General features: G+C 47.3%; 2 protein-coding genes. Both read right to left on the reverse strand.

From position 1 onward, the window contains the following. Positions 1–403: 403 nt before the first annotated feature. Positions 404–1,387: a porphobilinogen synthase gene (gene hemB, locus ACUVJL_RS14410; RefSeq protein ID WP_333129346.1), complete on the reverse strand. Its 984-nt coding sequence runs from the start codon at positions 1,385–1,387 to the stop codon at positions 404–406. A gap of 149 nt (positions 1,388–1,536) precedes the next feature. Then, positions 1,537–1,887, reverse strand: a complete 351-nt coding sequence (locus ACUVJL_RS14415) for an RNA-guided endonuclease InsQ/TnpB family protein (protein WP_445246474.1) — start codon at positions 1,885–1,887, stop codon at positions 1,537–1,539. Positions 1,888–2,123 lie beyond the last annotated feature (236 nt).

Raw genomic sequence — 2,123 nt, forward strand, 5'->3', positions numbered from 1 at the left:
CTACTTGATCGAGCGATCGCCCACTTATCGGTACGATCGCCCACTTGTCGGTTCGATCGCCTGATTGAGCTGGCGATCGCCTGCTTGACGGTACGAGCGCTACACCAACTCTTTTAAGATACAAGGGGCGGGTTTTACCAACCATATCTAACGAATACCAACAATCTAGATCAACCCGCCCCCCACCTACAGAGAAACCGGGTTTTTTCATAGCAATACTTGGTTACAGCCCACCGAAATAGTAAAAACCAGGTTTCGAGGCGTCGTTTATCAGTAAGCGAGAATTTGTAGGGTGCGTAATGGAGCAAGAATCATCTATCGAGAGAGGTATTGACTCCACGAGAACAGCCGAAGATTGTGCTGTGGAGTCAATTTTCTAATATTTAATCTCTAATCGAGTGAATCAGTTTTGTAGCCAGCGGGCGGCGTCTTTGGCGTGATAAGTCAAAATCAAATCAGTACCAGCACGCTTGAATCCTGTCAAAGTTTCCATCACTACTCTTTCTTCGTCTATCCAACCGTTGAGGGCGGCGGCTTTCACCATCGCATATTCTCCAGAAACGTTGTAAGCAGCAACTGGCAGGTTAGTTGCTTCCTTCACGCGCCAGATGATGTCCATGTAAGCTAAAGCGGGTTTAACCATGAGCATATCTGCGCCTTCGGCAATGTCGAGAGCAATTTCTTTAAGAGCTTCGCGGCCGTTTCCCGGGTCCATTTGATAGGTGCGCCGATCGCCAAATTGCGGAGCAGAATCGGCCGCATCTCGGAACGGGCCATAATAAGCTGAGGCGTATTTTGCCGCGTAAGACATGATGGGAATATCTTCAAATCCAGCAGAGTCCAATCCTTGGCGAATTGCTCCGACAAAACCGTCCATCATTCCCGAAGGTGCGATAATATCGGCACCGGCTTTAGCTTGAGCAACGGCGGTTTTCTTGAGCAATTCTAGTGTCGGATCGTTCAATACGCGGCCGCTTAAATCTCCGACTTCTAAATAGCCGCAGTGACCGTGACTGGTATATTCGCACAGACAAGTATCGACCATGACGATTAAATCTGGTACGGCTTTTTTAACTGCTTCCGTCGCTTGTTGGACGATGCCACAGTCGTGCCAAGCACCTGTAGCGTCTGTATCTTTGTCTGCGGGAATGCCGAATAAAATAATCGCGGGAATGCCGAGGTCGTAGACTTCTTTTGCTTCTTCTACTATTTTGTCTACCGATAGTTGGTAGACTCCGGGCATCGATTTAACTTCTTTGGCAAAAGCTTCCCCCGGTACGGCAAATAAGGGGTAAATTAAATCGCTGGTTGTCAAGATATTTTCGCGTACCATCCGGCGGAGTTGGGGATGGTTGCGGAGGCGGCGGGGGCGGTGAGTTGGAAACATAATGTTTTTTACGGTAGATAAAGCCCTGTTTTCTAGGACTCGCGGCGTTTCGTTAAAAGTCTAGAGCTTATTGTTGGCCGACCGCCCTGTACTTAATTGACACTCCGGGCGCCTGAAGGCGCGAGGATTCTTGCTTGGGTCAGTCGAACTTATCTCTGTTTTGTTACCACCCATGAGTATAGATCGTTCTGTCCCCAAGCGTTAATTTCGGCGTGCCCCACCGTATTTAAACTGATTCCTGCTTGCTTCAATCCTTTTTCCAAAATGTTAATCGCGGCGTTGTGATCCCGATCTAATACCGCGCCACAACAAATATGGGTTCTAGTTGATAGCGATTTTTTGACGATATTGCCACAGGCTGAACAATCTTGCCAAGTGTATTGAGGGGCGACAGCAATTACTGTTTTACCGTATATTTTCCCAAAATATTGCAACCATTGAGCAAATTGATCCCACGCTGCATCGCTAATTGATTTGGCAAGCTTGTGGTTCTTAACCATATTCTTCACCTGAAGGTCGACCTAGGACACAAAATCGCGCTTATTTTACCGCGCACAACGCCGTCTTAACCGCGAAGTCTTTGCGCTGCCTGCTGACATATAGCCTTTCTCAGAAAGATGAGGTATGATGTTACTGACATTCATTCATGAGGGTCAAACAGAGAACACACATCGAATGAACTATAATTATATGGTTCAGTAAAGCCACGCGAAAGCGATAGCACACATAATAGCAT

The sequence above is a fragment of the Microcoleus sp. OTE_8_concoct_300 genome (genome assembly GCF_031383065.1).
Taxonomy (GTDB): domain Bacteria; phylum Cyanobacteriota; class Cyanobacteriia; order Cyanobacteriales; family Microcoleaceae; genus Microcoleus.

What these genes read in the sequence shown, in the direction of transcription:
- hemB (WP_333129346.1), bottom strand. Translation starts at nt 1,387, where the DNA reads ATGTTTCCAACTCACCGCCCCCGCCGCCTCCGCAACCATCCCCAACTC.
- ACUVJL_RS14415 (WP_445246474.1), bottom strand. Translation starts at nt 1,887, where the DNA reads ATGGTTAAGAACCACAAGCTTGCCAAATCAATTAGCGATGCAGCGTGG.